The organism is Candidatus Delongbacteria bacterium, assembly GCA_020634015.1.
In the GTDB taxonomy this organism is placed as follows: Bacteria; CAIWAD01; CAIWAD01; order CAIWAD01; family CAIWAD01; genus JACKCN01.
Window position 1 is genome coordinate 109,501 of record JACKCN010000008.1, and the last position, 26,148, is coordinate 135,648.

Sequence of the window (26,148 nt, forward strand, 5' to 3'; positions counted from 1 at the left end):
TCTCCTGTCTGCGGGTTCAGTCCTTTCCAGGTACGGGAAGCACATGCAGGACCTCGAACACGCAGCAGATGACCAGCATTGTCTCACTGGGCTGCTTTCCGATGCGCTCGCATTCTCGTGAAAAGAAGTTCCAGTGTCCCCGGCGCCAGTAGTCCAGAGAGCCGTCCCCTTCTCCCTCGATGGCGGCGTACTCGGAAGTCACTTCGTTGAATGGAATGATCTCGGAACTGACGATGCGTGTGACCAGAGCAGGTCTGTTCTCGTGGTCAATCACGATTTCGATGTCGCCGAGCCGGGCGATCTTGTCCCCATCGTGCTCGTAGGCCCAGAGCAATCCAGTTCCTGCCCGTTTCCGGCCGGATTTGATGAGGGCCAGCAGTTCATCGGAAAGTTCGGCCGAGTCGCCATAGCGATCCGCATGAACGGGCCCTGGCGGAAGTTCGATGCCAACGTCGCGAAGCTGGGCAATCAAGGACTCAATGGGCGGGATGGAGGACATGTCTTTTGCTCCGGACTGGAATGGTGTCATCGTACGTGCGTTGTGCAGGGACAGGGGGCCATTTGGTGGAAGGGCGTGTGGCTCCAGATCGATCACCAAGGTAGGCGAGTCTCACGTTCCCTGCATCGTTGTGGCGCTCAGGATCCTGAGCCTTGCACGTGGCCGGCAGGGAGTATCCATGAAGCCATGCACGAACGCAAGCGCTGGCTGTCACACATCCAGAAGATGCAGAAACGCCCCGCCCGGAAACTTCCCGGCGGGGCGTTTGATGTCTGCGTGCTGCGCGACTACTTCTTGTCGGCGTACTTCACTCCACAGCCGTAGGGCTGGGTGGCGGCCTTGGTGACGGCGCTGCCGGCCAGCACCTCGTTGACCGCGGCGCGAACCAGATTGTGCGCGGTTCTGGCGTCTTCGGGTTTCGCCGAAGGATTGTCGTCGATGGCGCCGTTGTAAACCAGCGTGCCCTCCTTGTCAATCACGAACATGTGCGGGGTGGTCTTGGCGCCGTAGGCGTGGCCCACCTTGCCATCGTGATCCAGCAGAAAGGAGGAAGCCGAGATGCCGTTCTCCTTGATCAGTTCCCTGGCCCGTGCGGGATCACAGTTGCCCTGCTTGCCCACGGCGGAGGAATTGATCAGCAGCCACTGCACGTCCTTGGCAGCCATCTCCTTCTGCAGCTCCTGCATGTTCTTGCTGTCGTAGTGCTTCTTCACGAAGGGACAGTCGGGGTTGTACCACTCCAGCACCACGGTCTTGCCCTTGTAATCGGCCAGGCTGTGACTCTTGCCCTCGATGTCCATCAGGGTGAAGGCGGGGGCGGGCTGACCCGGGGCAGCTCCAACGGCCGCGGTGGCCGCCAGCGCCGACCCGCCCACGGGGGCGTCGGCGGCCAGCAGGGGCTGGCTGAACATCAGCACGGTGCAGGCCAACCAGAGCGGTCTGAAAACGGAAGTCATCGCGGTGTCTCCTTCAATGTGTATGTGTCAGCTCAAGGTCAATCGACATGCCGTGTGCGGCGGACGAATCCTCGCGGGAATCGCCTGCCACCAGAATGCCCTGCAGCCGGTCGGGAGCTTCCGTGGCGTACACGGAACGGCGCAGGTCGAGGGTGAATCCGCCCGGGGTCAGCGTCAGCGTCTGTGCGGCTCCATGATCAATGATGCCGCCGTCGCCAGGCAGAAAACGCAGGCGCTCGGGCAGGCGTGATCCATCCCGGGCGACGCCCTCGATGCGATAGCCCTGCTCCGTCTGCTGAGCGGTCAGGGTCCAACCGGTCGCCGGGAGGGGCACGGTCTGCGCCGCAGCCGCAATGGCCTTCGCCCAGCGCTTGTTGGACCGCGGAGCCTCATCGCGCACCTTCAGCCTCAGGCTGAGCCCGGTTTCCTGAGGCAGGCAGGCTTCCTGACACTCCAGCCAGGTTGCTGTCGCCTTCAGGGTCACCTTGTCCCCGGGAATCAGCGAATCCGGTGCATGCAGGTCGCACAGCAGGAGAACTTCGTTCTCATAGCCATAGCTGAGGCTCTCCTCGGACCCGATCTCTTCGGGCACCGGCCATTGGAGCTCACCCGCGACAAACCCCTCGGGAAGGTCCCATTCCAGTTCCGTGGGCAGGCCCGAGTCGCCCGGATTGCGCCAGTAGGTGTGCCAGCCCTTGTCCATGGACATGCGCAGAGCAACCGTGAACACGTCGCCGGGCTGGATGGATTTCTGGCCGCAGACCAGTTCCACGCGGGTATGGCGTTCCTCCGCGGCGCGAACCGTGGACGGCGTCATGGGAAGCCAGAGCAGCAGCACCAGCATCATCTGGACCAGGGGCATTGGCAAGTACCTGTGTTGTCGGGGGCTGTGGTCCCGTTTGCGTGAAGGCGATTGTAGCCCTCGGCCCCGGAGAATGTTTCTGGAACCGGATCCGCCATGGGGAGCAGCATTCGGGTGAATGTGATTGCGAGTCCAGACGGGGGGGCGGGAGGGCGCCCCGGGCTTCAACTCCGTGAAGAGTTGTTCCCGTCGGGCTTGAACATGGCGTCGAAGGTGTCAAACACCGGAAAGCCGCTGGCTTCCAGGCGCTCGCGGCTCTGGTGACCGCTGGCGATCAGCACGATGCGCACGCCCATGGCCTGCGCCACTTCCACATCATGCAGCGTGTCGCCAATCATCAGCACGCTGGCGGGGTCCAGCGCGCTCTCGGCCAGCCAGCCCCGACCCAGCTCGATCTTGCCTTCGGCGGTGTGGTTGCTGGTGCCGGTGACGGTCTGGAACCATTGCTCCAGCTTTCGATCGGCCACGAAGTTGCGCAGCAGAGTCTGGTTGTAGGCGCTCAGCAGGGACTGCTGCAGGCCGCGCGCATGGAACTCGCGCAAAAGCTCCACGGCGCCCTCGCGCAGGGCCACGCTCTGCCGGCGCGCCTCGTAGTGCTCCTTGAACTGATGGCTCACGCCCTCGAAACTCTCGCGCTCGAAGTCGAAACCAACGCTCGTGTAATACGCCTTGAGGGGAAAGCCAAACCCGGAGGCGTGTTCCTCCGGGCTCAGGGTGGGCAGACCTCGCTGAGCGAGCAATGCGTTCAGCGAGTCACGGATCAGCCAGGCGTCGTCCAGCAGCGTGCCGTTCCAGTCCCAGACCACATGGCGGGTGCCGTTGAGATGCAACACAGGGCCTCCGGCTCAGGCTTCCTTGGCGGCCCGCTTGCGCTCGTGCTCGTTCAGGTAGGCCTTGCGGATGCGGATGTTGTTGGGGGTCACTTCCAGGTACTCATCGCCGTTGAGATACTCGATGGACTCTTCCAGACTCATCTTGATCGCGGGGGCGATGCGCATGCTGCGGTCGGTGCCCGAGGCACGCATGTTGGTGAGCTTCTTGGCCTTCTGCACGTTCACCACCATGTCGCCTTCCTTGGCGTTCTCGCCCAGCACCTGGCCGGCGTAGACCACGTCACCGGGCTCGATGAAGAACTTGCCGCGATCCTGCAACGCGTCCAGCGCGAAGGGAATGGCAGGTCCGTTGGCCATGGAAACGATGCTGCCCGTGAGACGCTCGGGAATGCTGCCCTTGAAGAACTCGTACTGCAGGAAGCGGTGATTGATCACCACTTCGCCGGAGGTGGCACGCAGCATGCGGTTGCGGAATCCGATCAGGCCGCGGCTGGGCATGTGGAATTCCAGACGGGTGTGGGTCGCGCCCTGCTCCATGTTGGTCATCTCGCCGCGGCGCGTGCCCACGTACTCGATGACCTTGCCGGCGTGCTCGGTCAGCACTTCCACCTGCAGCACTTCCACCGGCTCGGCCTTGCGACCGTCGATCTCGCGATAGATCACGCGGGGCTGGCCGACCATGAATTCGTAGCCTTCGCGGCGCATGGTTTCCATCAGGATCGAGAGGTGCAGAATGCCACGCCCGCTGACCTTGAAGGTGTCGGCGCTGGCGCCGTCCTCGACACGCAGGGCCATGTCCTTCTCGCATTCCTTGAGCAGGCGCTCGCGCACCTGGCGGCTGGTGACCAGTTTGCCTTCCTGGCCGAAGAACGGGCTGTCGTTGACCATGAAGTTCATGGTGATCGTGGGCTCGTCCATGGCCACGATCGGCAGGGGCTCGGGGCAGCTGCGGTCGGCGATGGTGTCGCCAATGTCCACACCGGTCATGCCCACCACGGCACAGATGTCGCCGGTCTCCACCACATCGGTCTGGGTGCGGCCCAGGTCGCGGAAGATGAAGAGCTGGCGCACTTCGGTGTTCACCAGTTTTCCGTCGCGCTTGACCAGCACCACCTGGTCCTTTTCGCGGATGCGTCCACGGAAGATGCGCCCGATGCCGATGCGGCCCACATACTCGCTGTAATCCAGACTGGTCACCAGCATCTGGAGCGGCCCCTCCACGAAGACCGGCTCGGGAATGTGTTCCAGAATCGCTTCCAGCAGGGGAGCCAGTGAGCTGCGTTCGTCCTTGAGGTTCTTCACGGCCCAGCCGTCGCGGCCGGCGGCGAAGAGCACGGGAAAGTCGAGCTGCTCATCGGTGGCGTTCAGGTCCACGAAGAGTTCGAAGACTTCGTCCACCACTTCCAGCGGGCGGGCGGTATCGCGGTCGACCTTGTTGATCACCACAAGCGGCTTCAACTTGAGCTGCAGAGCCTTCTGCAGCACGAAACGGGTCTGGGGCATGGTGCCTTCGAAGGCGTCCACCAGCAGCAGCACACCGTCGGCCATCTTGAGCACGCGCTCCACCTCGCCGCCGAAGTCGGCGTGACCCGGGGTGTCGATGATGTTGATCCGGGTGCCGTTCCACATCACGGAAATGTTCTTGGCCGTGATGGTGATGCCACGCTCGCGTTCCAGGTCGCCGGAATCGAGGATGCAGGTCTGCACGGTCTGGTTGTCACGAAAGACCTTGCACTGGCGCAGGATCTGGTCCACGAGGGTGGTCTTGCCATGGTCGACGTGCGCGATGATGGCGATGTTGCGAATGCTCATGATGAGAAGAAGTCTTTCCTGGCTGTTCCTGGGCGCCCCGGCATCTCCGGGTTGCGCGAAAGCCCGGCACTCTACCATTCCCCGGGGAGAATTGCCCGCTGGCCCTCGCTGCTCCTTGCTCGCGGGAGAGCAAGGCGGGCGCAGCCATGCTGCGCCCGCTTGAAGATCATTCACCTGGCAGAATGCCCGACTCGCGAAAAACCGCACGCCGCCCGGGGCGTTTACTCCGAATAGTTCGAATAGGCGGCAATGCCGGTCGCGGCCTGACCCAGCACGAGAGTGTGGATGTCGTGGGTGCCCTCGTAGGTGTAAACACTTTCCAGGTTCAGCATGTGACGCCCGCACTGGTACTCCAGACTGATGCCGTTGGCACCCAGCATGGTGCGTGCGGCGCGCGCGGTGCGCAGGGCCATGAAGACGTTGTTGCGCTTGGCCAGCGAGATCTGCGCGGCGGTGATCCGGCCGCTGTCCTTGAGCTGGGCCAGTTGCAGGGCCAGACCCTGGGCGGCCGTGATGTCGGTCATCATTTCCGCCAGCTTGGCCTGCTGAAGCTGGAAACTGGCCAGCGGGCGGCCGAACTGACGGCGCTCCTTCTGGTACTGCAACGCTTCGTCGTAGCAGGCCTGGGCGGCGCCGATCACTCCCCAGGCGATGCCGTAGCGAGCCTGGTTCAGGCAGGAGAGAGGGCCCTTGAGCCCGCTCACACCCGGCAGGATGTTTTCCTTGGGCAGCTTCACATGGTCAAAGACCAACTCTGATGTAATGGAAGCACACAGGCTGAACTTCTTCTTGTGCAGGGGGGCCGAGAACCCGGGCATGCCCTTTTCCACCAGAAAACCGCGCACGGGACCGTCGCTGCCACCCAGCCGGGCCCAGACCACCGCCACATCGGCGATGCTGCCGTTGGTGATCCACATCTTGGCGCCGTTGAGCAGATAGTGGTCGCCGTGGTCTTCGGCGTGGGTGATCATGCCGCCGGGATCGGAACCATGGTCGGGTTCGGTCAGTCCAAAGCAGCCGATGGCGGTTCCCGCGGCAAGCCGAGGCAGCCACTGCTGCTTCTGTTCTTCGCTGCCGTAGGCCCAGATCGGGTACATCACCAGGCCGCTCTGCACCGAAAGGAAACTGCGCAGGCCGCTGTCGCCGCGCTCCAGTTCCCGGTTGATCAGGCCATAGACCCGGTTGTTCATGCCGGCACAGCCATACCCCGTGAGGGTCGCGCCGAAGAGGTTCATCTCACCCAGTTCGCGGGCCAGCTCCAGCGGAAAGCGTTGTTCGATGAAACAGTCGCTCACCAGCGGCATGAAGCGTTCGTCCACCCAGCGACGCACTTCGTCGCGTACCGCACGCTCCTCCTCCTCCAGCAGGGAGTCGAAGTCGTAGAAATCCAGTGCCTGGTAGGCCATGGCAAGCTCCTTGGTCAATGACGATTTTCCGTTCCGCCCTCGCATCGGGGCGAGGAAGCTGCGTGGAACCCGAAAGGGAGGCTCAATGTAAGGCTCCCTTCCAAGGAAACAGCGGCGTGGGCACCGGCCCGGGTGGCCCTTGTGGCTTGCATAGGCAAAGGCGGCAATGCAGATTGTGGGCCTGCCATTCCAGAAAGGACTTTCCGTCATGCACTCATCCCGTCGCCTGGCCCTGACCGTGTTCACGGGGCTTCTGGTCTGCTCGTCAGGCAGTGTACCGGCCTCCGACAACGTGGCGGCCGCCGATTCCTCCGTGGTTGCGGTTCCGGCGGTCCCCGATGCGGCTCCGCTGGTGATGATGTATTACAACCCCTGCAAGGATCTCTGCCCCGTCTATGGTGTGATGTTCTACCGGGACGGCAGCGCGCGCTACAATGGAGTCGAGCGCATTCCCTGGCCGGGCAACTGGTATGGCGTGGCCTCGCTGGATACCCTGGCCGCGATCGAAGTGGCGCTCAAGCATGCGGACCTGTTCAGCATCACCGACACCTACAGCCACTCCCAGCGTCAGACTCCGGCCAGCTACATCGAGTACTTCGGGGAAGATGGCCGCAGTGTGAAACAACGGGTGGGTTCGGAGAAGACCCCGGAATTGAATGCGCTCGAGAAGCGCCTGCACGAGGTGGTCAAGGCCATGGAGTGGGCACCTGTCCCGAATCCGGACACACCGGAAAGTGACACGCCCGGAACACAGTCTGGAGACATGGAATGACCGACATGGGCGAACTGTCACCCCGGCCCCGGCTGGTGGTATTGCTGCTGTGTTTCTTTTTTGGATACTTCGGTGTTCACCGATTCTACGTGGGCAAGATCGGAACCGGTCTGCTGATGCTGCTGACTCTGGGAGGCCTGGGCATCTGGTACACGGTTGATCTGATCGTGATCGTGATCGGTTCCTTCCGCGACGCCGAGGAGCGCCGGATCTTCCGCTGGCTGGAGCCCGGTTCATTCTGACCGCCCCCCGGCCACTCCCGCGGACACCCATTGGTTCCGTTGTGCGCCCGGCAACCACAATCCGTTCCGGGGAGCCCGCTGGGTCGGGGACCCACACAGGACTGCCCCGATGACACTGTCCCGCAGTTTTCGCCAACGCCTGCCGCTGTACACCCTGATCCTGTTGACCGGATTCGCCAGTCTGCAGGCGCTCTGGTGGGTCTGGTACCAGCTTCAGGAAGGCGTGTATTACCGGGAACTGAGCCTGCGCCTGCTTGAAGAACGTGTCCGGTTGGCCGAAATGGACCTGGCCCGCAAGGACCTGCTCAGTCCGCAGGAACTGGCCTCTTTCGAGAACCGTTATCCAGGGCTGGTGCTGGCATTCAGCACACGTTTTCCCTCGGGCTACGCGCCCGTGATCGATACCCGGCGCCAGGCGGCGATCTGGGAGGAAAGCCGACGGCGCAACCGGATGTTCGCGCTCGAAGGCTCGGTCTTCGTGCTGGTTCTGGCCGCGGGCGTCTGGTTTCAGGCACGGGCCTACCGGCGCGAGCTGAGCAACAGCGAACAGCAGTCCAATTTCATCTCGGCGGTGACACACGAGCTGAAGTCACCTTTGACCACGATCCGGCTCTTCGGCGAACTGGCCCAGCGCCAGAACCTCGAGGCACATCAGCGGGCCGAGATCGGCGGGCGCATTCTCGAATCCACCGACCGCCTGAATCAGCTGGTGGACCAGATCCTGCTGGCACGCACGCTGGACGGCGACCACTTCCACCTGGAACTGCAGGCGCTGGATCTGGTTGGCTGGTTGCAGCGCTGGTACACGGGCGCCAGGGACGTGGCCAGCAATGCGGGCTTCGAACTGGAACTGCAACTGCCCGAGGGGCCGGACAAACACCGGGCCTGGGTCCTGGGAGACACCAAGGCCCTGGATTCGGTGGTGGGCAACCTGTTCAGCAACGCCATGAAATACTCGCCGAACAAAGGATCCATTCGCGTGCGGCTGGCCGTGAGCGGGCACTTCATCGAACTGCAGGTGCGCGATCATGGCATCGGTTTCGACGAGGTGGAGTCGCTGCGTCTGTTCGACCGGTTCTATCGCTCGGGCAGCGAACTGCGCAGGGAAACCCGCGGTACCGGACTGGGGCTGTACATCGTCAAGGAACTTGTGACACGCATGGAAGGGCGCGTGCGCGCCGAAAGCGATGGCCCGGGCCGGGGCTCACGATTCACGGTGACCCTGCCGCTTTCCCGGCCTTCTCGATCCGGAGAGGATCCGGACGATTCGACCGGGCCTGATGACCGCGTGCCAAGCTGAGCCGGCACACCAACGCATTTCGACACCCGGGCGCTCCGGGTCTTGCCAAGCATGAGGAAACAGATGGCACACATCCTGTTGGTCGAGGATGAAGAGGGCATTGCCCTGGGGCTTCGGATGAATCTGGAGCTGGAAGGTTACACCTGCTCGCATGCGGCCGATGGTCTCTCCGGCCTGGCTGCCATTCGCCAGGGCGGTGCCGATCTGGTGCTGCTGGACGTGATGCTGCCCGGAATGGACGGTTTCGAGATCTGCCGTCAAGTGCGCCAGGAAGGAAACCGAGTCCCGATCCTGTTCCTGACCGCCAAGAGTCTGGAAGAGGATCGGGTGCAGGGGCTTGAAGCGGGCGGCGATGACTACATGCCCAAGCCCTTAAGCATCAAGGAACTGGTGGCCCGCATCGAAAGCATGCTGCGGCGCCAGCGCTGGTATGATCAGAGCATCCAGAAGAATGCCACCGGCAGCTTCGGGGGCAATACGGTGGACTTTGATGCCTATTCCGCCACCACCTGGACGGGCGAGCAGGTGCATCTGACCCAGAAGGAGTGCATGCTGCTGCGTCTGCTGGTGGAGAATGAAGGCCGCGTGGTGGACCGCACCGAGATCCTGGACAGCATCTGGGGCACCGACAAGTATCCCTCGACCCGCACCGTGGACAATCTGGTGCTGCACCTGCGCAAGTATTTCGAGCGGGAGCCCACCGAACCCCGGCACTTTCTGTCCGTCTATCGCGTCGGATACCGCTTTGTGGCCGATCCCACTGACAGTCCCGCCTGAATCTGCCGATATGCAACTCCTGAAGAATCACTGTCGGCTCGCCCCTTGAATGGATTCTGAATGGGCGATTGCGGCTCCAACGGCTTTGAGGAGGTGCCCATGGATCAAGCGGACTTTCTTGACGACCCCATCTTCCATCATCTCCGGAACAACAACGTCGAGAAGTTCAGCCAGGAGATGATGCGGCGGGGCAAGGTGGTTCTGGAAGGAGCCAACTTCCGCGGTGTGGACTTCCAGGCCTTTCCGCTGGATACCCTGTTCCTCAAGGCCTGCTACCTGCGCGATGCCAACCTGCGTGGCTGCGACATCCGGCACTGGGACCTGGAAGGCTCCTCGATTCATCATGCGCGCATCGGGGGCACCTATTTTCCCGACGATGTGGAACCCGACGAACTGATGATGAGCCACACTCTGGGCACCCGCATCCGGGCCCGCCTGAACCACCGGGTGGTGGTGGGAGCCACGCGCAAGAAACCGGCGGAAGGCGCCTGAGGCTGCCGGATCCATGCTGCATTTGCCCGGTTTACGCCGGGTTTTTCTTTCTGCGTCGGAAGGTGGCTGCAGTTCAGGAACCCTAGTCTGCCCGCCGTGCTATCTTCCCCGCGATTCACCACCGACCCTGCCCCCCGGGGGAGCCTGTCCGGTGACCCCCACACTCCCAGGTCTTTCAAGGATTCCACCATGCAGCTTGCCCGACTCCTGCTGGCCCTGCTCACCCTGTCCCGCGTGCTGATCGCCGGGCCGGGCGAGCCCGCAGTCGATGTGTTCGATCCCCAGTCCGATGTGCCGGTCGAAGTCCTGCTCTCGCACGAGGCGCTGGCCCCGGGCGCACCCGCACGGCTGGCGGTGGTCTACCATGTGCCCGCCAACTACCACATCACGGACATCGCCAACGGACTGTTCTATGTGGAAGCGGACACTCTGGACGGACTGCGGCTTGACAATATCCGCTATCCCGAGCCGATCGTCGATTCGCACGGCGACAAGGTCTATCGGGGCTCGGTCATCGTCACCGCCGACATCGCGCTGGATCGTGATGTGAGCGCCGATCTGCCCTGGACCGTGCGGGCCGGGTTCCAGGTCTGCAGCGAAACCGGAGCGCTTACCTGCTACCTGCCCGTGGATCTGGAATTCCCGCTGGAGTTCCCCATGGTGGCCTCGCCCGAGCAGATGCGGCCCCTGCATCCCGAGATCTTCGGCGAAACCATGGCCGCCGCCGAGCCCGCCGCCGAAGAAGGCCTGCAGGGGCGTCTGGATGCGGCTCTGGCCAAGGGCAGCTGGATCGCTTTTCTGATCGTGTTCGTGCTGGGCATTCTCAGCAGCATGACGCCCTGCGTGTACCCCATGATTCCCATCACCATCAGCTTCATCGGGGCCCGCAGTGGCAACAGCCGCTGGACCGGTTTCATCCAGTCGGTGTGGTTCGTGGTGGGCATGGCGCTGGTCTTCAGCACGCTGGGCGTGGTGGCGGCGGCCTCCGGTGGCGTCTTCGGTGCCGCCGGACAGAGCCCGATCTTCCTGGTGGGTCTGGCCGTGCTGTTTCTTGTTCTGGCCGCCAGCATGTTCGGCGCCTTCGACCTGCAGCTGCCCAACACCTGGATGGAGAAGCTGCCCAGCGGTCGCAAGAACGGCCCCGCGGGCGCGATCATCATGGGCGGCATCACCGGGTTCATCGCCGCGCCCTGCGTGGGACCCGTGATCGCGACCCTGCTGCTGTTCATTGCCAACACGGGCAACCTGGTCAACGGCTTCTTCCTGATGCTGGCCTACTCGCTGGGCATGGGCTCGCTGTTCCTGGTGATTGGCACCTTCGCCGGTGCGCTGAACATGCTGCCCGGCGCCGGCAGCTGGATGGAAACGGTCAAGCACTTCTTCGGCGTGGTGATGGTGGCCATGGCGCTGTGGTTCCTGCGCACCCTGATTCCCGCCGAGATCATGGTCTATCTGGTGGGTGGTGGTCTGGTGATCTTCGGTGTCTTCAGCGACGCCTTCAGCCCCCTGCCCGAGGACGCCGGCCACGGGCCGCGCTTCATGAAGGCGGTGGGCATCATCGCGGTCCTGCTGGGAGCACGCTACCTGATCTTCGGTCTGGGCAGCCCCGTGGCGAGCATGGTGGCCGGTACCGCCGGTCCGGTGGCAAGCGCGCAGAAGGCCGAAGTCGCCTGGACCGTTTCCTCACCCGAGTCGGATACCCACGACGCCCTGCTGGCCGCGGCGGCCGCCGAAGGCAAGCCCGTGGTGATGGACTTCTGGGCCGAGTGGTGCGTGCAGTGCAAGGAGCTGGATCACGAGACCTGGTCGGACCCGCGGGTGATGGAAGAAGCCGCGCGCTTCACCACCATCAAGATGGACATGACGCGCACCTCCAGCGACTGGGCCAAGGCCCAGAACCAGGGCTACACCATCGTGGGCATGCCCACCGTGATCTTCTTTGACGCCAGTGGGCACGAAGTCCGGCGCTTCAATGGATTCCACAAGGCCGACAAGGTGCTGGAGTGGATGCGCGAGGTGCGCTGAGGCCTGGCGGGAATCGTGTTCCGAAGGAATTTCACGAGCGAGGTGATTCCTTTTGCTCGCGTGTCCGATAAGAGCTATTGTTCGGCACCAAGCTTGGTTCGAGACGTCGGCCCCGGTCAAACATGGAGGTACGATGACTTGCGACAGTTGCCAGGGAACCAAGGGTTCCTTCCAGACACCCTGAGGATTCATCCTCCACGATCTCAATCACCAGATTGACGCGCATTGACAGCGCGCTCCACGGGCCACCTTCGGGTGGCCCGTTTCGCTCTGCCCCAATTGAAACCGCAAAAAGGGAAAACGCCCGCCGAAGCACTCGACGGGCGTTCCCACTAACAGCAATAACAGAGAGGAGTCAGTTCAGGAAACGACGGTCCACCAGCGGCAGGGTCAGCAGCGAGCTTGCCCGGTGGTGCAGTGCGTCGTCCCGGTAGCCCGTATCGGCTGTCCGGGTCATTCCTTTGAGCCGGCTGCGCACATCCTGCGCCAGTTCGCTGGGAATGCCCAGGCGATTCAGCAGATGGATCATGCGGCCCAGGACCGCATCGGCGGCCAGCATGTCGCCGGCCATCAGCTCGAAATGAAATCTCTGGATCATTTCGTTCAGGTAATTGTCCGGCACGTCCGCGCGCATGATGGGGCCTTCCAGTTGTCCGGAACGGCCAGTCGCCGTCCGCGTTCCAGTATCCGACTCCGTGTACATCGGATTCCCCGGCAAAGGACTTCAGTCCCATCGCGTGAAAATCGGGTCCTCCGCAGGTTCGCACAGAACAAAACAACATGCCGGCATGAGGGTTGTGCGCGGGCGCACGGGAGTTCTGTGAGCATCGTGCGTGAGCCCGGCCGCGCGGGGGGCGGCGCCCCGTGGCGGCTCTTCCGAAATGCTACCTTGCCGCCCGATTCGTGCGCGGCTTGCAGGCTGCGCGACGCCACCCAGCAGGAGAGCCCGATGAGCGACCGTTACCAGCCACGCCACAAGATCCGCTTCGTCACTGCCGCCAGCCTCTTCGACGGGCACGATGCGGCCATCAACATCATGCGGCGGATCATTCAGGCCACAGGCGCGGAAGTGGTGCATCTGGGTCACAACCGCAGCGTGCGCGAGATCGTGGATGCGGCCATCCAGGAAGACGCCCACGGCATTGCCATCTCCAGCTATCAGGGCGGCCACGTGCGCTTCTTCAAGTATGTGGTGGACATGCTGCGCGAGCAGAACTGCGGCCACATCAAGGTCTTCGGCGGCGGCGGGGGTGTCATCGTGCGGCAGGAGATCGAGGAGCTGCAGGCCTACGGAGTGGCGCGCATCTTCAGCCCCCAGGATGGCACCCGGCTGGGGCTGCAGGGCATGATCAACGAAATGGTCGAAGCGGTGGACCGGGATCTCTGCGCCATGGACTTTCCGGCGCTGGCCGAGGCGGTCTTCAACGGAACCCCGGCGGCCGTGGCCCGGGCGATCAGCCTGGCGGAACGCGCCAGCGAGGGCGGGCAGATCGGCGAAGAACTGGCCCGCGTTCTGGCCCGTGGCGCCGAGCGCGCCGTGCCGGTGATCGGTATCACGGGAACGGGCGGCGCGGGCAAGAGCAGCCTGACCGACGAAGTGCTGCGGCGCTTCCTGCGGGCCTATCCGGAGCTGCGCATCGGCGTGGTCAGCGTGGACCCCACCAAGCGGCGCACGGGCGGGGCCCTGCTGGGAGACCGGATCCGCATGAACAGCCTGAGCAATTCCCGCAGTTTCATGCGCAGTCTGGCCACCCGGGGCAGCGGCAAGGAACTGGCCCCGTCCACCAAGGACGCGCTGGCCATTCTCAAGGCGGCCGGCAACGACCTGCTGATCCTCGAGACCAGCGGCATCGGCCAGGGCGAGAGCGGGGTGGTGGACCTGGTGGACGTGTCCGTATACGCCATGACCAGCGAGTACGGAGCAGCCAGCCAGCTGGAAAAGATCGACATGATCGACTACGCCGACATCGTGGTGCTGAACAAGTTCGAGAAGGCGGGCAGCCAGGATGCGTTGCGCGACGTGCGCAAGCAGTACCGGCGCGCGCACGAGATTTCATGGGATGTGCCCGATGACGCGCTTCCCGTGTACGGCACCATCGCCAGCCGCTTCGACTGCAACGGCACCAACTGGTTCTTCGATCGCCTGATGGAAAAGGTGCGCGAGCGCACGGGTTTCACGGCGGCACACGAAGCTCTTGCCAGCGGCCCGCAGGTCCAGACCAGCGAGCTGATTCCGGGCGAGCGGCGCAACTACCTGGCCGAGATCTCGCGCACGGTGCGGCGTTACAAGGAAAGGGCGCGCAATCAGGCCGAGCGCCTGTCGCGCCACACCCGCCTCGAGGCGACCCGGGCCGAGCTGGAGGAGAAGGGACACACCAGTCCGGAACTGGGCAGTCTGGTCGAGGAGAGCCGCAAGGGCATCGATGCGGGCGTGCTGGCGGCCGTGGATGAGTATCACCGGCTGGCCGGACTCTACGCCGGCAGCAGTTTCGACTTCAGCGTACGCGGCCGCACGGTGACCCAGGAAACCGCCACGGAAAGCCTTTCAGGCACCATGATTCCCAAGGTGGCCCTGCCCGACTTCAGTGATGCCGGAGACCTGTACCGCTTTCTGGCTCTGGAGAATCTGCCGGGCTACTTTCCGTACACGGCGGGAGTCTTTCCCTTCCGGCGCACGGGCGAGGACCCGGCACGCATGTTCGCCGGCGAAGGCCCCCCGGCACGCACGAACGCCCGCTTCCGCTTTCTCAGCCGCGACAGCGAGGCCAAGCGCCTGTCCACCGCCTTCGACAGCGTGACACTCTATGGTGAGGACCCGGACGAGCGCCCGGACATCTACGGCAAGGTGGGCGAGTCGGGCGTCTCGATCTGCACCCTGGACGACATGAAGATCCTCTACGGAGGCTTTGACCTGTGCTCGCCCATGACCAGCGTCTCGATGACGATCAATGGCCCGGCGCCGATGATTCTGGCGATGTACCTGAACACGGCCATCTCCTTCGAGACCGACCGCTTCCGCGCGGAACACGGGCGCGAGCCCGACGAGACGGAAGCCGCCGAGCTGCACTCCCGTACGTTGCAGCAGGTGCGCGGCACCGTGCAGGCCGACATCCTCAAGGAGGACCAGGCCCAGAACACCTGCATCTTCTCCACCGAGTTCGCGCTGCGCATGATGGGCGACATGCAGCAGTACTTCATCGAGAAGGGCATCCGCAACTACTACAGCGTCTCGATCAGCGGGTATCACATCGCCGAGGCGGGTGCCAACCCGATTTCCCAGCTGGCCTTCACCCTGGCCAACGGCTTCACCTACGTGGAGTACTACCTGGCCCGCGGGATGAAGATCGACGACTTCGCGCCCAACCTGAGCTTCTTCTTCAGCAACGGACTGGACCCGGAATACGCCGTGATCGGCCGGGTGGCCCGCCGGATCTGGGCCGTGGCCATGCGCGAGATCTACGGCGCCAACGAGCGCAGCCAGAAGCTCAAGTATCACATCCAGACTTCGGGGCGCAGCCTGCACAGCCAGGAAATGGCCTTCAACGACATCCGCACCACGCTGCAGGCGCTGCTGGCGATCAACGACAATTGCAACAGCCTGCACACCAACGCCTACGACGAGGCGGTGACCACACCCACGCGCGAGAGCGTGCGCCGTGCGCTGGCGATCCAGATGATCATCAACAAGGAATTCGGCAGCACGCGCAACGAGAACCCTTCGCAGGGAGCCTTCATCATCCGCGAGCTGACCGAACTGGTCGAAGAGGCCGTGCTGAGCGAGTTCGTGCGCATCAGCGAGCGTGGCGGCGTGCTGGGTGCCATGGAGACCCAGTACCAGCGCGGCAAGATCCAGGAAGAGAGCATGGTCTACGAGCTGCGCAAGCAGAGCGGCGAATTGCCGATCATCGGGGTGAATACCTTCATCGACTCCGAGGGCTCCGAAGTGCCCGACGACATCGAACTGGCACGGGCCAGCGACGAGGAGAAGGAAGGCCAGATCAAGGCGCTGCGTGCGTTCCAGGCGCGCCACGCGGAACAGCTTCCCGGGGCTCTGGAGGCGCTCAAGAAGACCGCCCACGAGGGTGGCAACATCTTTGCCGAATTGATGAAGACGGTCCGGGTGGCCAGTCTGGGGCAGATTTCGGCCGCGCTCTTCGAGGTGGGTGGCCAGTATCGCCGCAACATGTAAGGAAGGGACCGGGGGCACATCGCCCGTCCGGATCCCGGGGAGATCATGATGTCAATGACTGCCAACTCACGTCCACACGCCGCGGGCACCCTGCTGGTTCTGGCCGGGCTGCTGCTGGCGACTCCGCTGACCTCGGTCCTGGCGGCCACTCCGCCCGCCGGCTATACCCGGGCCGTTGAACTTGTGGGCGCCGGCCAGTACCGCGCGGCACGCACCCTGCTGGATTCGCTGATTCGCACCGATGCCCTGCCCACTGACCTGAAGGACAATGGCCAGTTCTGGCTGGGCGAATGCCACTATGCCCAGCACGCCTGGCTGGATGCGATGCTGTGTTACGAGCGCTGCCTGGCCGAGCCCAATGCCAACAAGGCCGAAGTGGCCCAGTTGCGGGTGGCGCTGTGCTGGACCAATCTGGGCCAGGAAGCCCGCGGCTGCCGTGAAGCCCGCCGCCTGCTCGCCCGCTGGCCCCGGGGCGAACACACGACCCAGGCCCAGCGCCTGGAACAGCTGGCCTGCGGCAAGGCCGGTCTTGCGGGAGGTGGCAACTGAAACACACTCCCCTTTTCGCCCGCCTGTCTGCCCTTCGCATGCTCACCTTCGTTCCCCTGATCCTGACCTGGCTTGTCGGCGTGACGTCCACGGCGACGGCCTCGTCCGGCAAGAGCGACAGCCTGGCCTGGGTCGCTCCCGTGTCACGCCGGATCACGAGCAACTTCTGCGAACTGCGCGGCAAGCGCTATCACGCCGGCATCGACATTTCCACCAACGGCACGGTCGGGCATCCGATCCTGGCCCCCGTGGATGGCTACGTGAGCAGGATCAGCGCCAACTTCTGGGGCTACGGCAAGCATCTGGTCGTGACCGGCGACAATGGCCGCAGTTACCTCTTCGGGCATCTGCTGGAGTTCCGTGACGACCTGGAAGTGGAACTGCTGCGGCACCAGCAGGAGGCCGGCAGTTACATCCAGAGCATCGTTCCCGACGCCGAGCGCTTCCGGGTGACACGTGGCCAGCAGATCGCGCTCAGCGGTGATACGGGATCCGGACCGCCCCATCTGCACTTCGAGGTGCGCCAGGGCGAGGGCTGGGTCCTCAATCCTCTGACCAACGGAGTGGTTGCCCCGGATCACAAGGCCCCCCTGTTCCAGGAACTGGCCCTGATTCCGGCCGCGCCCGGGGTGCGTGTTCTGGGATCGCAACTGCCCACGGTGGTCGGCCTGCGCCAGGGCAGCCATGGCTGGGAGGCGGAGCGCAGACTGGTGGTCAGCGGGCCGCTGAAACTGGCGCTGCGAGCCATTGACAAGGTGGACTTCAGCGACAATCGTCTGGCACCCTACCGCATCCGGCTGCTGGTGGAGGAAGACACTCTGTATGACGCCGTCTTCGAGGAGTTTCCCTTCGCCCTCAATCACCAGGTGATTGGCGAAATCAACCGCTGGCTGCGCGTCGAGCGCAAGGAAACCTTTCGCAACCTCTGGCCCACGCCGGGCGAGTTGCCCTTTGCGCGGCCCCTGCGCCCCCTGCTTGCATCACCTGTGCCAATCGCCCGGGAGCCGGAATCCGACGGTGTGATCCACTGGGAAGACCGAAACGGAGCGGACAGTCTTGCCCTGCGACTGGAACTGGAAGACACTGCCGCCAACCGCTCGGTGATGAGCCTGGTGCTGCACCATCTCCCGCAGCGGGAGCCTGAATCACGGGCGGTCAGCCTGCCGGACACGCTGGTGGAAGGGACCGCCTGGAAATCGGCCGTGTTTCACTGGGAGCGAGACTGGGCCTCACTGCGCTTGCCGGTGGCCAGTGCCGACAGCCTGCTGCTGATGAGCGATCGGGGATGCACGCTCTGGCCCCTGTCGTCAAGTCCGGGCAAGCAGTCCGTCGAAGGCAGTTTCCGCTTCGATCCGGCATCCCGCTGGTTGCAGCTGGCCTGGCGCAAGAAGGATGGACTCTGGCAGGCCGGACCCCTCTGGAACCTGGCCGCCGTTCAGCCGGGCGAGGCGGGGCTGCTGAGCCTGACCGGAAAGCTGGGCAACACCCTGAAACTGGGGTGGGAGAAGGACAGCTTCCAGGCGGCACAACCCTTGCTGGTGGAAGATCGCGGTGGAGACTGGCTGCTGGGGCCGGCCGATCTGGAGCTGGTGGAAAGCCTGGTTTTCTCCGTCTCACTCCCGGACTGGGTCGGGCCGGATCTGCCCCGGGAGAAACTGGCCCTCTATCGCAGCGAGAACCAGGACTTGAGCTGGATTGGTCACGACAGCACGCCATCCGGTCTCTCCGGAACCGTGACCTGGCCCGGGCGTTACACTGTGGCCGCGGACACGACGGCGCCCCGGATCAGCCTGGCTGGCGACTGGAAGCAGAAAGCGGGCTCCCGGCCGCTGATCCAGTTCGCGACCAGGGACGAACGCTCCGGCATCCAGGACGTGCGGATGTGGCTCAACGGGGTGCGGGTCTTCGCCCGCTACGATCCCGAAGGTGGGCGGGTCCTCTATCGTCCGCGGGGTTCTCTGGCCGCGGGGCCGCAGAAGGTGCGCCTGCAGGTGAGCGACGCCTGCGGCAACGAGTCCGAATGGAACGGGAGTTTCGTGGTACACTGAGAATCACGGACCCGGCATCAAGGGGCCCCGGTGGCTGAATGCCCGTCCCGCGCCGCCTGACAACACACGCACACAACACAGATGGACACAGAGGAGCCCACATGGCAATCGACCTGTTCACCCCACTGGACATGGGGCCACTTCACCTGGCCAATCGCATCGTGATGGCCCCCATGACCCGCAGCCGGTCCACTGGGGATCATGTGCCGACCCCGATCATGGCGGACTACTACGGCGCTCGCGCTGCGGCCGGCCTGCTGATTTCCGAAGGAGTCGCGCCGGAGCCTGACGGCTGTGGGTATCCGCGCATTCCGGGCCTCTGGAACCAGCAGCAGGTGGACGCCTGGAAGCCGGTGACCGACGCCGTGCATGCGGCCGGTGGACTGATCGCGGCCCAGCTGATGCACACCGGGCGGGTCGGGCATCCGCTGAACATGCCCGAGGGCAGCTCGGTGCTGGCTCCCAGCGTCTCCCGCATGTCCGGCGAGATGTACACCGACTCACAGGGGCCCCAGCCCTACCCGGAGGCGCGCGCCATGAGCGGGGCCGAGGTGGAGCGGGCCATCGAGAGTTATGTGGTGGCCGCGAAGAACGCGATGCTCGCGGGTTTTGATGCGGTGGAGCTGCACGGGGCCAATGGCTACCTGATCGATCAGTTCCTGACGCCGTCGGCCAATCAGCGCACGGACGGCTGGGGCGGCGAGATCGCCGGCCGGGCGCGTTTTGCCCTGACGGTTGCCGATCGCTGCGCCGCCGCCATTGGTCGCGAACGCCTGGGCATTCGTCTGTCGCCCTGCGGAGTCTTCAACGACATCCAGCCCTGGGATGGAATCGAAGATGATTTTCTCTGGCTGGCCACCGAGCTGGGGCGTCTGGGACTGGCCTGGATGCACATCGTGGATCACAGCTCCATGGGGGCGCCCGCCGTGCCGGCTGCGCTCAAGCAGGGAATGAAGGCGCGCTTCGGCGGCACCTTCATCCTGTCGGGTGACTACGATCGTGCGCGGGCCGACCAGGATCTGGCCGCGGGGCGCGGGGATCTGGTGGCATTCGGGCGCGCTTCCCTGGCCAATCCGGACCTTCCCGCCCGTCTGAAAAGCGGGGCGGAACTCAATGCGCCGGACTTCTCGACCTTTTACACCCCGGGCGAAAAAGGCTACACGGACTATCCGACCCTGGCCTGAGCCCCCGGCAGTTCAACCCACCGCGCATTCATCGGGCAGCCTGCAGGACCGGGCTGCCCGGTTCTGTCTTACAGAATTCTCACGGAAGCCCTTCACCGGGCACGATTCCGCGCGCTTTCCGCTTCCGTGCGCGCGCGGGCAACCCTACCTTGAGCCATGCCACACACGCCAGCTCCGGACACTCTCCGGGGCACATACTGGAACAAGCGTTACCGCGAGGAAGGAGCCATCTGGGGCGATCGTCCCAGCCCGACCGCGGAATGGGCTCAGCGGCACTTCCGTGAGCGGGGGTGTGACTCCCTGCTGGTCGCCGGATGCGGGTACGGACGCAACCTGTCCTGCTTCGCGGGGCAAGGTTATACCCGGTTGCTCGGCCTGGATCTGTCATCCGAGGCGGTGGAAATGGCACGGCGGAACTTCCCGGAGCTGGACCTGCGCTGCGGAGACCTGCTGGAACTGGCTCCGGAACCCGCCCCGTTCAGCGCCTTGTACGCCTTCAACCTGCTTCACTTTTTTCTGGCGGAGGGCCGTTGTAACTTTGCCGACGCCGCCCGACGTCTTCTGGCTCCCGGCGGACTGCTGGCGCTGAGCGTGTTTTCCCACGAGGATCCCGCCAGCTCCATCGGCCGGGAGGTCGAACCGGGAAGCAGGGAAAGCAAACCCGGCCGACCGGCCCACTATTTCCATCACGGAGAACTGGCCCGTCTCTTCAGGGGCTTTGAATTGCTGGAAGAGATCGGTCACATGGAAGCGGAATCCCACGGCGCCGAGGGGCCCCACCGGCATCACCTGCTGCTGGCCCTGCTCCGTCGACTTTCCTGATCCTGAAAGGAGGATCCCATCAGTCTTGAAGTCATTCGCCCCCGTACCCGGGGTTTCATCTGCACCACGGCACATCCCGTGGGATGCGCGGCCGAAGTGAGCCGGGAAATCGCTCTTGCCAAAGCCCAGGGGGGGCAGCGCAGTGGCGGATCGGCACTGGTCGTGGGCGCTTCGTCCGGATACGGGCTGGCCAGCCGGATCACGGCCGCTTTCAGTCATGGAATGAACACCCTGGGCATCGCCTTCGAGAAGGAGCCCCGCGGAGCCCGCACCGGCACCGCCGGGTGGTACAACATGGCGGCATTCCGCCAGCAGGCCGAAGCCGAAGGCCTGAGGGCCGACAATGTGAATGCCGACGCCTTCAGCCGTGAGACACTGGAAGATGCCATTGCCCGGATCCGCAAGGATTTTGGCAAGCTGAACCTGTTCGTCTACAGCGTGGCCGCGCCGCGGCGCACCGATCCGGCCACCGGCGAGGAGTACCGTTCGGCCCTGAAGACCACCGCCAGTGTCTACGAAACCCGCTTTCTGGATGTGAGCAAGGGCACGTTGAGCCCCGCTTCCTTCGAGCCGGCCACCGAGGAGGAGATTCGCGGAACGGTCAAGGTGATGGGCGGTGAAGATCTCGAGCGCTGGGTGAATGCCCTGCTTGAGGCGGATCTGCTGGCGCCCGGTTGCCGCGTGATCGCCTTCTCCTACATCGGCCCCGAAGTCACACACCCGGTCTACCGGGAAGGCACCATCGGCCACGCCAAGAAGCATCTGGAAGACACGGCCCGCAGGCTCCACCGCCTGTTGTCCGAGCGCATCGGTGGTCTGTGTCACACCGTGGTCGCCAAGTCGCTGGTGACCCAGTCCTCCTCGGCGATTCCCGCGATTTCACTGTACATGTCGCTGGCCTTCAAGGTGATGAAGGACCGTGGCGTACACGAGGATGCCATTCAGCAGATCCTGCGCCTGTTCCGGGATCATCTGGCTCCCGACAGGACGCCCACGACCGACTCGGCCGGACGGATCCGCATTGACGACTGGGAGATGGATCCGGCGATCCAGACCGAGATCATGCGCCTCTGGGGCATCGCCAACGACGAGAACGTGGGCGAACTGGCCGACGTGGCCGGATACAACGCCGACTTCCTGCGCCTGTTCGGCTTTGGAGTGGAAGGCGTGGATTACAGCCAGGCCGTCGAGACGGAAGTGACTCTGTAGGAACCGCCCGCGGGCGAATCGATCGGAGGTGTTGGTGAGACTGCGACGCAACGCGATGGCGGAAGACCCGTTCCAGCAATTCGATGACTGGTACCGGACCTGGCGCGAACTGACGGATGGCGATCCCACGGCAATGACGCTGGCCACGGCCTCCGCTTCGGGCGAGCCCAGTGCCAGAGTGGTGCTGCTCAAAGGCTGGAGCCCCGAGGGCTTCCTGTTCTTCACCAACCGTGAAAGCCGCAAGGGTCGGGACATGGCCGAGAATCCGCGCGCGGCCCTGTGTTTCCATTGGCCCGACTGCGGGCGTCAGGTTCGCGTGCGCGGAACCATTACCGAAGTGGACCGGGAGGTGTCACGCGAGTACTTCCACAGCCGTCCCCGGGGAAGCCAGCTCGGTGCCGTGGTGTCGCGCCAGAGCCTGCCTCTGGCCCGCTATGAAGATCTGGCCACCGCACTGCGTGAAGCCCGCCAGGCGATGGACGGCCAGGAGATTCCCCTGCCCGAGCACTGGGGCGGATACCGGCTCACGCCGCGCGAGATCGAATTCTGGCAGAATGGCCAGGACCGGCTGCATGACAGATTCCTGTACTCCATGGGGTCGGGAGGATGGGCCTTGCAGCGGTTGAACCCCTGAAGCCGCATTGGGGCGCGCCCGAGCGGAACGCGGAAGATGAAATGCTGAACAAGCTGGATATCGCCAGAAGCTGGCTGCCCCGCTACACCGGCATGCCTCTTGAGAACTTTGGTGAGTATATCCTGCTCACCAACTTCAGCCATTACCTGAACGACTTTGCCGCCATGTTCAACTGCGACATCTTCGGCCAGGGGCGGCCGATGCAGGCTGCGACCAATGGCTCCGGTCTCACGATCATCAACTTCGGCATCGGCAGTGCCAATGCCGCCACGATCATGGACCTGCTGATTGCCGTGGAGCCCAAGGGCGTGCTGTTCCTGGGCAAGTGCGGTGGCCTCAAGTCCTCGACGGAACTGGGGCATCTGGTGCTGCCGATCGCGGCCATCCGCGGCGAAGGCACCGGCAACGACTACTTCCCGCCCGAAGTGCCCGCATTGCCCTCGTTCAAACTGCACAAGTTCGTCTCGGAAAAGATCGTTGCCCGTCAGCTCGAGTATCGCACGGGTGTCGTGTACACCACCAACCGGCGAGTCTGGGAGCACGATTCGGCTTTCCAGCAACGCCTGCAGGACCTGACCTGCCTGGCCATTGACATGGAGACCGCCACGCTCTTCATCGTGGGCCATTACAACCAGATCGCGCGGGGTGCCCTGTTGCTGGTCTCGGATGTACCCATCACGCCCGAAGGGGTGAAGACCGAGCGCTCCGACGCCGCCGTGACCCAGATATGGTCGCGCCTGCACCTGGAAATCGGCATCGAGGCCATGGCCGAGATCGGACTCAAGGGTGAACAGATCAAGCACTTCTACTATTGAAGCTGCCAATGAAGCTGCCAAGCCCCGCAGAACTTTTTTCGTCTCGGGGGTGATTTTTCCGCGAATCGAGTGAATTCGCCCGCTCGCTGTCCGATAGAAGGGGCCTGCAGCAAAGCAAGCCAGATTTGTCCAGATGAGACTCTCCAGCCTTGGTCTGGTGAGCCTGGCGGTCAATCGGCCCATGATTTGCTTTGGTCAATCGCAGACTGCAAGATCGACCATCCCCTGCCGCTCAGGTTGAAAGGGCTTGGGTAGAAGGTTCAGGTGAGTACCGGCCCCTGAAAGGGAGCACTTTTTGTGCCCCAGCGGGGTGAATTCTGCGGGAAGATTCTGAAATTCCCCGCCGGATTCTACCCCCTCTGGCAGTTGAAGCTGACTCTTGCTTTGCGATTGGCTGGAAACAGCGCTCGTCGCCGGGTTCCGGAACGGGTTTTCGGGTTGTTTTGCTGCCTGGGTTGGAGGGTTCAGCCGATTTTGACCACAAATGGTCAGAATCAGCCGTGAGAAGCAGGATTCATGCGGAGACGCAGTTTTTCCTGCTTGCCAAACAGCACAAATTAACCTACTGTTTCTGCAAGGCTTACTCAGAAAAAACTGTCAGAGAAGCCGGTGTCAGGACAGACAGATATGGGGTTGAGATGGCCAGAAAATCAATTGAGCTTACTTACGAGCCTGCACGATCCTGGACTCCGGATCTGGATCGCAACAGCTTCAGTCTGAAGCGGGCCCAGGAAGAATTCACCTGCCGCGTGGTCATGGAAATCCTGAACCGCTATCAGGGGGATATCCGTGCCGCTGCCCAGTACATGCAGGTCAGTGAGCGCAGCGTCTATCGCTGGATCAAGAAGGAAGGGGAAATCGGCGGCGACATTTCCTTCTAGGCCCCTGAGGGCCTCCAGTCCGGTTCCGGAACAGTTGCCGTTGTCCGCCTTCGCTTCACACAGAATACTGCCACCATTGACCCACTCTCCGGATCCGTCCTGCGGAGTGGACTGCCTGCGCTGAGCCGCTTCAGTGGCCCGATTCCAGGGCCACTGAAGCGGAATATGCGGGCCCGGCGGGACCCTCTTCAGGTCTCCTGATGCCCGTGCGGGTGTGCGCAGTGCTCGCAACGCACCCATCCCGAGTCTCCATCCGTCCAGTATTCCTTCTTCCAGATGGGTACTCGCTGCTTCAATTCGTCAATGACGAACTGACACGCGTCAAAGGCCTCGCCTCTGTGGCCTGACAGGGCTCCCACCCAGACCGCCACCTCACCGATCTCCAGCAACCCGATCCGGTGCTGACAGCGAATGTCCAGCACGGGAAAGCGCCCACGTGCCTCGTCCAGAATGCGCTGCGCTTCCTTCTCGGCCAAGCCGGCATAGGCTTCGTACTCAAGCCTCAGCACATCCCGGCCTTCGTTCTCGGCCCGTACCCGACCTTCGAAGGTCACCAGAGCCCCCGCGGCCGGCAGATCCAGCTCGCGGGACAGGCGCGCACAATCGATGGGGTCCTTGCTCAGCACGAACATCTCAACCTCCCGCGACCGGTGGGATGAAGACCACCCGGTCATCTTCCTGCAGTTCGGTGTGCCAGTCGGCGAACTCGTCATTGACGGCCACGCGCAAGTGTTGGCGCGTGAGAGTGAACCCATGCTGGGCCGCCAGTTCCGCAAACAGGGCCCCCGCGTCCTTGGCCGCGCTCACCCGGGTCTCCCGGCTGCAGCCCGCCTGTTCGCGCAACAGGGCAAAGTACTCGACCTGGATCCTGCGGGTCTCGTTCATGGAGTGTCCTTCAGCCGTTCCAGAGCCCGCTGGTAGTCTTCGGGCCGATTGATGTTGTCCAGGGCATTTCTGGTTTCCAGCGCCAGAAGGGAGATGTGCGAGCGGATCAATGCCTTGCGAGGACAGTGCACGCCCTCGGCCATGAAACGGTGCAGACGCGCTTTCATGCGTGGTTCCCAGATGGCGCACAAGGGCTCGGGCAGTCCGCTGGCGGGGTCTGCATAGGCCGTGGCCAGTGCCGTGTGACGACGATTCCGGATCAGGTGTTCCAGCACCGCGCCGTCCACGAAAGGCAGATCGCAGGCCAGTACCAGCCATGCAGCACCCGGATGCGCGTGCATGGCCGAGAGCATGCCGCCCATCGGCCCGAAATCCAGGAAACGGTCGGTGATGCAGGGAGTGTCCGCAGGGCAGTCCTGGTCGGAGCGGCGCGAAAGAAGCGTCTGGGTACAATGCGGCGAAAGCGTCTCCAGCGCACGTTTCCATTGCGGGATTCCCACGAAGGGCAGTTCGGCCTTGTCCCGGCCCATCCGGCGACTGTGGCCACCGGCCAGCACCAGACCGAAGAGTGGTGCCCGGGCACTTGTCTCGCGCAAGGCGTGCCGCAGTGAATTCACAGGCAGGGCCCCGGATTCCGCGTGCCAGATCTGCGTGCGGTCGCCTTCCGTGTCTGCTTCAAGATGCAGGGCAAGCTCCTGTCCGTCGCGGATCGGGTCTCCATCGACCAGAAACACGATTTCCGCCTCGTCCCACTCGGCAAGCGGGGAAAAGTGATCGCGCCGGCCCCGCCGCACCCAGCGAATCTCATCCCCGGTGACTTCCAGAACCTGGAGCATTGGGTCGCCGCCATCGGCTTCTTCCAGCGGGGGCAACTGGTTGCCCCGTTGCAGCAGCACCCGGTACTCGCGGCCCAGATCGCCGGCCACATCGGCACAGAGCGCCAGTCGCTCGGAGGC

25 protein-coding genes are annotated in these 26,148 nt (G+C 63.8%); 15 read left to right on the forward strand and 10 right to left on the reverse strand.

Going from position 1 to position 26,148, the window contains the following annotated elements; genetic code table 11:
- Window positions 1–16: 16 nt before the first annotated feature.
- The 6 genes from H6678_14170 to H6678_14195 all read right to left on the reverse strand — a co-directional run bounded on the left by H6678_14170 (window position 17) and on the right by H6678_14195 (window position 6,368).
- Window positions 17–499: an ASCH domain-containing protein gene (locus H6678_14170; protein ID MCB9474941.1), complete on the reverse strand. Its 483-nt coding sequence runs from the start codon at window positions 497–499 to the stop codon at window positions 17–19.
- Window positions 500–786: 287 nt separating this feature from the next.
- Window positions 787–1,410, reverse strand: coding sequence for a thioredoxin family protein (locus H6678_14175; GenBank protein ID MCB9474942.1), 624 nt, complete (start codon window positions 1,408–1,410; stop codon window positions 787–789).
- 58 nt (window positions 1,411–1,468) lie between these two features.
- Window positions 1,469–2,317: a hypothetical protein gene (locus H6678_14180; protein ID MCB9474943.1), complete on the reverse strand. Its 849-nt coding sequence runs from the start codon at window positions 2,315–2,317 to the stop codon at window positions 1,469–1,471.
- A 164-nt stretch (window positions 2,318–2,481) separates the two neighbouring features.
- Window positions 2,482–3,150: an HAD family hydrolase gene (locus H6678_14185; GenBank protein MCB9474944.1), complete on the reverse strand. Its 669-nt coding sequence runs from the start codon at window positions 3,148–3,150 to the stop codon at window positions 2,482–2,484.
- A 12-nt stretch (window positions 3,151–3,162) separates the two neighbouring features.
- Window positions 3,163–4,965, reverse strand: coding sequence for a translational GTPase TypA (gene typA, locus H6678_14190; protein ID MCB9474945.1), 1,803 nt, complete (start codon window positions 4,963–4,965; stop codon window positions 3,163–3,165).
- A 218-nt stretch (window positions 4,966–5,183) separates the two neighbouring features.
- Window positions 5,184–6,368, reverse strand: a complete 1,185-nt coding sequence (locus H6678_14195) for an acyl-CoA dehydrogenase family protein (protein ID MCB9474946.1) — start codon at window positions 6,366–6,368, stop codon at window positions 5,184–5,186.
- Between the two features lie 208 nt (window positions 6,369–6,576).
- Between H6678_14195 and H6678_14200 the strand changes: the two genes are divergently transcribed.
- The 6 genes from H6678_14200 (at window position 6,577) to H6678_14225 (ending at window position 11,976) form a co-directional block, all read left to right on the forward strand.
- Window positions 6,577–7,140, forward strand: a complete 564-nt coding sequence (locus H6678_14200) for a hypothetical protein (protein ID MCB9474947.1) — start codon at window positions 6,577–6,579, stop codon at window positions 7,138–7,140.
- 5 nt (window positions 7,141–7,145) lie between these two features.
- Window positions 7,146–7,382 carry a TM2 domain-containing protein gene (locus H6678_14205; protein ID MCB9474948.1) on the forward strand — a complete coding sequence of 79 codons (237 nt, stop codon included), beginning with the start codon at window positions 7,146–7,148 and terminating at the stop codon, window positions 7,380–7,382.
- A gap of 109 nt (window positions 7,383–7,491) precedes the next feature.
- Window positions 7,492–8,682: a HAMP domain-containing histidine kinase gene (locus tag H6678_14210; protein ID MCB9474949.1), complete on the forward strand. Its 1,191-nt coding sequence runs from the start codon at window positions 7,492–7,494 to the stop codon at window positions 8,680–8,682.
- A gap of 63 nt (window positions 8,683–8,745) precedes the next feature.
- Window positions 8,746–9,459 (forward strand): response regulator transcription factor, encoded by a 714-nt coding sequence (locus H6678_14215; GenBank protein MCB9474950.1) that lies wholly within the window; start codon window positions 8,746–8,748, stop codon window positions 9,457–9,459.
- A 99-nt stretch (window positions 9,460–9,558) separates the two neighbouring features.
- The gene (locus tag H6678_14220) at window positions 9,559–9,951 is read left to right on the forward strand and encodes a pentapeptide repeat-containing protein (protein ID MCB9474951.1); all 393 of its coding nucleotides are present in this window, start codon (window positions 9,559–9,561) and stop codon (window positions 9,949–9,951) included.
- Window positions 9,952–10,140: 189 nt separating this feature from the next.
- Window positions 10,141–11,976 carry a thioredoxin family protein gene (locus H6678_14225; GenBank protein MCB9474952.1) on the forward strand — a complete coding sequence of 612 codons (1,836 nt, stop codon included), beginning with the start codon at window positions 10,141–10,143 and terminating at the stop codon, window positions 11,974–11,976.
- A gap of 355 nt (window positions 11,977–12,331) precedes the next feature.
- Here the strand turns inward: H6678_14225 and H6678_14230 are convergent, their stop codons facing one another.
- Entirely contained in the window at window positions 12,332–12,610 is a 279-nt protein-coding gene (locus H6678_14230) for a hypothetical protein (GenBank protein ID MCB9474953.1), read from the reverse strand.
- Between the two features lie 315 nt (window positions 12,611–12,925).
- Here H6678_14230 and H6678_14235 point away from each other — a divergent pair, with 315 nt between their 5' ends.
- The 9 genes from H6678_14235 (at window position 12,926) to H6678_14275 (ending at window position 24,307) form a co-directional block, all read left to right on the forward strand.
- Window positions 12,926–16,165, forward strand: a complete 3,240-nt coding sequence (locus H6678_14235; GenBank protein ID MCB9474954.1) for a methylmalonyl-CoA mutase family protein — start codon at window positions 12,926–12,928, stop codon at window positions 16,163–16,165.
- 48 nt (window positions 16,166–16,213) lie between these two features.
- Window positions 16,214–16,714, forward strand: a complete 501-nt coding sequence (locus tag H6678_14240) for a hypothetical protein (protein ID MCB9474955.1) — start codon at window positions 16,214–16,216, stop codon at window positions 16,712–16,714.
- A 38-nt stretch (window positions 16,715–16,752) separates the two neighbouring features.
- A complete protein-coding gene (locus tag H6678_14245; GenBank protein ID MCB9474956.1) occupies window positions 16,753–18,762 on the forward strand; it encodes a M23 family metallopeptidase in 2,010 nt (669 codons plus the stop codon).
- Between the two features lie 101 nt (window positions 18,763–18,863).
- A complete protein-coding gene (locus H6678_14250; protein MCB9474957.1) occupies window positions 18,864–19,946 on the forward strand; it encodes an alkene reductase in 1,083 nt (360 codons plus the stop codon).
- Between the two features lie 156 nt (window positions 19,947–20,102).
- Window positions 20,103–20,768: a class I SAM-dependent methyltransferase gene (locus tag H6678_14255; protein MCB9474958.1), complete on the forward strand. Its 666-nt coding sequence runs from the start codon at window positions 20,103–20,105 to the stop codon at window positions 20,766–20,768.
- 18 nt (window positions 20,769–20,786) lie between these two features.
- A complete protein-coding gene (locus H6678_14260) occupies window positions 20,787–21,977 on the forward strand; it encodes a trans-2-enoyl-CoA reductase family protein (protein MCB9474959.1) in 1,191 nt (396 codons plus the stop codon).
- A gap of 55 nt (window positions 21,978–22,032) precedes the next feature.
- A complete protein-coding gene (gene pdxH, locus H6678_14265) occupies window positions 22,033–22,611 on the forward strand; it encodes a pyridoxamine 5'-phosphate oxidase (protein ID MCB9474960.1) in 579 nt (192 codons plus the stop codon).
- 41 nt (window positions 22,612–22,652) lie between these two features.
- A complete protein-coding gene (locus tag H6678_14270; protein MCB9474961.1) occupies window positions 22,653–23,426 on the forward strand; it encodes an AMP nucleosidase in 774 nt (257 codons plus the stop codon).
- A gap of 638 nt (window positions 23,427–24,064) precedes the next feature.
- On the forward strand, window positions 24,065–24,307 hold the full coding sequence (locus H6678_14275) for a hypothetical protein (GenBank protein ID MCB9474962.1): 243 nt from the start codon (window positions 24,065–24,067) through the stop codon (window positions 24,305–24,307).
- A 188-nt stretch (window positions 24,308–24,495) separates the two neighbouring features.
- Here H6678_14275 and H6678_14280 read toward each other — a convergent pair whose 3' ends face one another.
- Genes H6678_14280 through H6678_14290 form a run of 3 tightly spaced genes read right to left on the reverse strand, consistent with a single transcriptional unit; the run spans window position 24,496 to window position 26,028 of the window.
- Entirely contained in the window at window positions 24,496–24,981 is a 486-nt protein-coding gene (locus H6678_14280) for a molybdenum cofactor biosynthesis protein MoaE (protein MCB9474963.1), read from the reverse strand.
- A complete protein-coding gene (locus tag H6678_14285) occupies window positions 24,941–25,192 on the reverse strand; it encodes a MoaD/ThiS family protein (protein ID MCB9474964.1) in 252 nt (83 codons plus the stop codon). The genes H6678_14280 and H6678_14285 overlap by 41 nt, the downstream gene beginning before the upstream one ends.
- Window positions 25,189–26,028 (reverse strand): NTP transferase domain-containing protein, encoded by an 840-nt coding sequence (locus H6678_14290; GenBank protein MCB9474965.1) that lies wholly within the window; start codon window positions 26,026–26,028, stop codon window positions 25,189–25,191. The genes H6678_14285 and H6678_14290 overlap by 4 nt, the downstream gene beginning before the upstream one ends.
- Between the last annotated feature and the right edge of the window lie 120 nt (window positions 26,029–26,148).

Bases quoted from the DNA above. Each gene is read 5' to 3' on its own strand.
- H6678_14170 (MCB9474941.1), bottom strand. From the start codon at position 499: ATGTCCTCCATCCCGCCCATTGAGTCCTTGATTGCCCAGCTTCGCGAC.
- H6678_14175 (MCB9474942.1), bottom strand. From the start codon at position 1,410: ATGTTCAGCCAGCCCCTGCTGGCCGCCGACGCCCCCGTGGGCGGGTCG.
- H6678_14180 (MCB9474943.1), bottom strand. From the start codon at position 2,317: ATGCCCCTGGTCCAGATGATGCTGGTGCTGCTGCTCTGGCTTCCCATG.
- H6678_14195 (MCB9474946.1), bottom strand. From the start codon at position 6,368: ATGGCCTACCAGGCACTGGATTTCTACGACTTCGACTCCCTGCTGGAG.
- H6678_14200 (MCB9474947.1), top strand. From the start codon at position 6,577: ATGCACTCATCCCGTCGCCTGGCCCTGACCGTGTTCACGGGGCTTCTG.
- H6678_14205 (MCB9474948.1), top strand. From the start codon at position 7,146: ATGGGCGAACTGTCACCCCGGCCCCGGCTGGTGGTATTGCTGCTGTGT.
- H6678_14210 (MCB9474949.1), top strand. From the start codon at position 7,492: ATGACACTGTCCCGCAGTTTTCGCCAACGCCTGCCGCTGTACACCCTG.
- H6678_14215 (MCB9474950.1), top strand. From the start codon at position 8,746: ATGGCACACATCCTGTTGGTCGAGGATGAAGAGGGCATTGCCCTGGGG.
- H6678_14220 (MCB9474951.1), top strand. From the start codon at position 9,559: ATGGATCAAGCGGACTTTCTTGACGACCCCATCTTCCATCATCTCCGG.
- H6678_14225 (MCB9474952.1), top strand. From the start codon at position 10,141: ATGCAGCTTGCCCGACTCCTGCTGGCCCTGCTCACCCTGTCCCGCGTG.
- H6678_14230 (MCB9474953.1), bottom strand. From the start codon at position 12,610: ATGCGCGCGGACGTGCCGGACAATTACCTGAACGAAATGATCCAGAGA.
- H6678_14235 (MCB9474954.1), top strand. From the start codon at position 12,926: ATGAGCGACCGTTACCAGCCACGCCACAAGATCCGCTTCGTCACTGCC.
- H6678_14240 (MCB9474955.1), top strand. From the start codon at position 16,214: ATGTCAATGACTGCCAACTCACGTCCACACGCCGCGGGCACCCTGCTG.
- H6678_14245 (MCB9474956.1), top strand. From the start codon at position 16,753: ATGCTCACCTTCGTTCCCCTGATCCTGACCTGGCTTGTCGGCGTGACG.
- H6678_14250 (MCB9474957.1), top strand. From the start codon at position 18,864: ATGGCAATCGACCTGTTCACCCCACTGGACATGGGGCCACTTCACCTG.
- H6678_14255 (MCB9474958.1), top strand. From the start codon at position 20,103: ATGCCACACACGCCAGCTCCGGACACTCTCCGGGGCACATACTGGAAC.
- pdxH (MCB9474960.1), top strand. From the start codon at position 22,033: ATGGCGGAAGACCCGTTCCAGCAATTCGATGACTGGTACCGGACCTGG.
- H6678_14270 (MCB9474961.1), top strand. From the start codon at position 22,653: ATGCTGAACAAGCTGGATATCGCCAGAAGCTGGCTGCCCCGCTACACC.
- H6678_14275 (MCB9474962.1), top strand. From the start codon at position 24,065: ATGGCCAGAAAATCAATTGAGCTTACTTACGAGCCTGCACGATCCTGG.
- H6678_14280 (MCB9474963.1), bottom strand. From the start codon at position 24,981: ATGACCGGGTGGTCTTCATCCCACCGGTCGCGGGAGGTTGAGATGTTC.
- H6678_14285 (MCB9474964.1), bottom strand. From the start codon at position 25,192: ATGAACGAGACCCGCAGGATCCAGGTCGAGTACTTTGCCCTGTTGCGC.
- H6678_14290 (MCB9474965.1), bottom strand. From the start codon at position 26,028: ATGCTCCAGGTTCTGGAAGTCACCGGGGATGAGATTCGCTGGGTGCGG.